Source organism: Gordonia sp. (in: high G+C Gram-positive bacteria), from assembly GCF_049299075.1.
Classification (GTDB): Bacteria; Actinomycetota; Actinomycetes; order Mycobacteriales; family Mycobacteriaceae; genus Gordonia.
This window is the reverse complement of record NZ_JBAQWU010000250.1, coordinates 1-3942: the sequence shown is the minus strand read 5'-3', so window position 1 is coordinate 3942 and position 3942 is coordinate 1. Positions and strand designations below refer to the sequence as shown.

Annotated in this window: 3 protein-coding genes; 2 read left to right on the top strand and 1 reads right to left on the bottom strand. The window is 64.7% G+C overall.

Annotation, left to right across the window (positions count from 1 at the left end; all coding sequences use genetic code 11):
* The first annotated feature begins 114 nt into the window (after positions 1–114).
* Positions 115–2265 carry an excinuclease ABC subunit UvrB gene (uvrB, locus tag WAW85_RS07835; RefSeq protein WP_422559063.1) on the top strand — a complete coding sequence of 717 codons (2151 nt, stop codon included), beginning with the start codon at positions 115–117 and terminating at the stop codon, positions 2263–2265.
* Between the two features lie 106 nt (positions 2266–2371).
* On the top strand, positions 2372–2818 hold the full coding sequence (locus WAW85_RS07830; protein ID WP_422559062.1) for a universal stress protein: 447 nt from the start codon (positions 2372–2374) through the stop codon (positions 2816–2818).
* A 55-nt stretch (positions 2819–2873) separates the two neighbouring features.
* On the opposite strand, the gene WAW85_RS07825 is transcribed toward WAW85_RS07830, so the two are convergent.
* Positions 2874–3942 (bottom strand): ATP-binding domain-containing protein (locus WAW85_RS07825; RefSeq protein WP_422559061.1); only part of this gene is annotated, 1069 nt, incomplete at its 5' end.

Sequence of the window (3942 nt, the reverse complement as noted above, 5' to 3'; positions counted from 1 at the left end):
GGGTGACGGCGGCGGCACCGGCGCCGGCGAGGACGGTGCGACGAGTGGCGACGGGGAACGGGGGCTGGTTGTCCATGACTCCATTGTGTCGTAGGTGGCGCCTATTCTGGGTAGATGGCATTCGCAGCGGAACAACCGGTCGTCGCGCATTCGGTGTATCGGCCGATCGGTGAGGTCGAGCGCAGCACGAGCACCTTCGAGGTCGTCAGCGAGCTGACTCCGGCGGGCGATCAACCGACCGCCATCGCGGACCTGGAGAAGCGCCTGGGCCAGGGCGAGCGTGACATCGTGCTGATGGGGGCGACCGGTACCGGAAAGTCGGCGACCACGGCCTGGCTCATTGAAAAGGTCCAACGGCCGACGCTGGTGATGGCGCCGAATAAGACGCTGGCCGCGCAGCTGGCCAACGAGTTGCGCGAGATGCTGCCGAATAATGCTGTCGAGTACTTCGTCTCGTACTACGACTACTACCAACCGGAGGCATACATCGCGCAGACCGACACCTACATCGAGAAGGACAGCTCGATCAACGACGACGTCGAGCGGCTGCGGCATTCGGCGACATCCAGCTTGCTGTCGCGCCGCGATGTGGTCGTGGTGGCCTCGGTCTCGTGCATCTACGGCCTCGGTACGCCGCAGAGTTACCTCGACCGCTCGGTGGAACTGTCGGTCGGTGAGACCATCGACCGCGATGCCTTACTGCGGCTGCTGGTCGACGTCCAGTACAACCGGAACGACGTCGCCTTTACCCGCGGCAGCTTCCGGGTGCGCGGCGATACCGTCGAGATCATCCCGTCGTATGAGGAATTGGCCATCCGCATCGAGTTCTTCGGCGATGAGGTGGAGGCGCTCTACTATCTGCATCCGCTCACCGGTGACGTGATCCGTCAGGTCGAGAGCTTGCGGATCTTCCCTGCCACCCACTATGTCGCCGGTCCAGACCGCATGGCCACCGCGATTTCCGGCATCGAAGCCGAGCTTGCGGGTCGCCTCGCCGAATTCGAGGAGCAGGGGAAGCATTTGGAGGCACAGCGGCTGCGGATGCGCACCAACTACGACATCGAGATGATGCGGCAGGTCGGGTTCTGCTCGGGCATCGAGAACTACTCGCGGCATATCGACGGACGCGGGGCGGGGACCGCCCCGGCAACCCTGATCGACTACTTCCCGGAAGACTTCCTTTTGGTGATCGACGAGTCCCATGTCACGGTGCCGCAGATCGGCGCCATGTACGAGGGGGACATGTCGCGCAAGCGAAACCTGGTCGAGTTCGGGTTCCGTCTGCCGTCAGCGGTGGACAACCGGCCGCTGACCTGGAATGAGTTTGTCGACCGTGTCGGTCAGACCGTCTACCTCTCGGCCACGCCGGGACCGTACGAGTTGGGCCAGTCCGGCGGCGAGTTTGTGGAACAGGTGATCCGGCCGACCGGACTGCTGGACCCGAAGATCGTCGTGAAGCCGACCAAGGGGCAGATCGACGATCTGATCCACGAAATCCGCGAGCGCACCGAGAAGAACGAGCGCGTGCTGGTCACCACGCTCACCAAGAAGATGTCCGAGGATCTCACCGACTACCTCCTGGAACTGGGTATCCGGGTCCGCTACCTGCACTCGGAAGTCGACACGCTGCGCCGTGTCGAGCTGCTCCGCCAGCTGCGGTCCGGCGAGTACGACGTCCTCGTTGGCATCAACCTGCTGCGGGAAGGCCTCGACCTGCCGGAGGTCTCCCTGGTTGCGATCCTCGACGCCGACAAAGAAGGTTTCCTGCGCAGCACTACCTCGTTGATCCAGACCATCGGCCGCGCCGCCCGCAACGTCTCCGGCGAAGTGCACATGTACGCCGACAGGATTACCGACTCGATGCGCAATGCCATCGACGAGACCGACCGTCGCCGCGCGAAACAGGTTGCCTACAACGAGGCGAAAGGCGTTGATCCGCAACCGCTGCGGAAGAAGATCGCCGACATTCTGGATAAGGTCTACGCCGAGGCTGACGACACCGTGGCGGTGGGTGGCTCGGGCCGCAACGCGAGTCGTGGCCGTCGGGCCCAAGGCGAGGTCTCGTCAGTGAGCGCCGGGGTGATTGAGCAGCGTGATACGTCGACGATGCCGCGCGCCGAACTTGCCGACCTGGTCCACGAACTGACCGATCAGATGATGAACGCCGCCCGCGATCTGCAGTTCGAGTTGGCTGGCCGACTGCGCGACGAGATCGCTGATCTGAAGAAGGAACTGCGCGGAATGGACGCCGCGGGCATCAAGTAGCGATCGAACAACGGACTACAGGGTAAGTTCGCAAGGTACGTTCGTAGTTCACACCGACCCGGTTCGGATCCGCCGACCCGGGAACATGCCGGAGGTTGAAGCAAGCATGGCCGATTACCAGACCATCGTCGTCGGAACTGACGGATCCGAGTCCTCGCTGCACGCTGTCGCGCGTGCCGGTGCGATCGCTGGCGAAGGCACCACGCTGGTCATCGCCTGCGCGTACTTCGTTAACGACGGACGCTCGGCCAGCGCTGCCAGCGATGCGCTCGGCGCCGACGCCTACCAGGTGATGGGTAGCTCGCCCACCGAGGAGATCCTGCGCTCCGCCAGGGAACGCGCGAAGGCCGCCGGTGCGGGCAACGTGCAGACCCGCTCCGTCAAGGGCGCCCCGGTCGACGCGCTGCTGCAGCTGGTCACCGATGTCCAGGCCGACCTGCTGGTGGTTGGCAACAAGGGCCTGAACTCGATCGCCGGCCGGCTGCTCGGCTCGGTTCCGGCTGACGTCGCCCGCAAGGCCGCCTGCGATGTGCTGATCGTCCACACCACGTAGGAAACAGTCGCTGCTCCCTGAGCTTGTCGGTTCGCTCCCTGAGCTTGTCGAAGGGTCACCCGCCTGCCGGCAGATCATCCAGATCAGCCGGCAGGTCTCGCTCATGCACGACGACGAGCCGCTGCGTCGCGCGGGTCAGGGCCACATACAGATCGCTGAGGCCGCGCGGCGAGCTCGCGATCAGTTCGGCGGGTTCAACGACCACCACATTGTCGAACTCGAGGCCTTTGGCGGCAGTCAGCGGAAGTACCCGAATGCCGTCGGTGTCGTCGAGGCCCGCCGCATCGTCCGCCGCGGTGTCGGCCACCAGCACTGCAGTAAGTCCGGGCCACCCGGCCTGCGTCGCGGTGGCCAGCGCTGACTCCAGCGCGCTGTGCCCCGTGACCCGCACAGCAAAGGGCTCGATTCCGTTGCTGCGCAGCGAGTTCGGTGGGGTTTGTGACGAATCGATCTGTGCGAGTAGACGATTGGCGTAGTGCGTAATCTCCGCTGGTGTGCGGTAGTTGATCGTCAACTCGCGCAGCCGCCAGCGATCGGCGACATACGACGAGAAGATGCGGCCCCACGACGTAGTGCCTGCCGGGTCACCCGTCTGGGCGGTATCGCCGATGATCGTCATCCATCGATTCGGTATGCGACGCATGACCATTCGCCACGCCATCGTCGAGAGCTCCTGGGCCTCATCGACGATCACGTGGCCGAAAGTCCAGTTGCGGTCGGAGTGGGCGCGTTCGGCGGTAGTCCGGTACTCGGTGACCTCCTGACGCTCGGCCAACTGCTCGGCGTCGATCAAGTCGTAGGCCATCAGCAACTCGGGATCGAGATCATCTTCGAGATCCTGCGGCGCCGAACCAGTCAAGATGTCGAGAGCGTCCTGGGCTTCGGCGATGCGGCGACGCCATTGCGACTTCTGCTCCCGCAAGGCCTCGTCGGTCCGGTAGCCAAGGAGTTCGGCGAGCTCGTCGACGAGGGGAACGTCGGCGGGTGAGAGGTCGGCGTCGTCGGGGAGCGGCTGAGTAGCCCGTTGCAGGGCGGCGCGGTCGTCGTCGGTCCAGCCGCGGGTGGTCCGACGGCGAAACTGGTGGTCCGCGTAGAGGTCTCGCAACAACTGCTGCGGGGTGAGC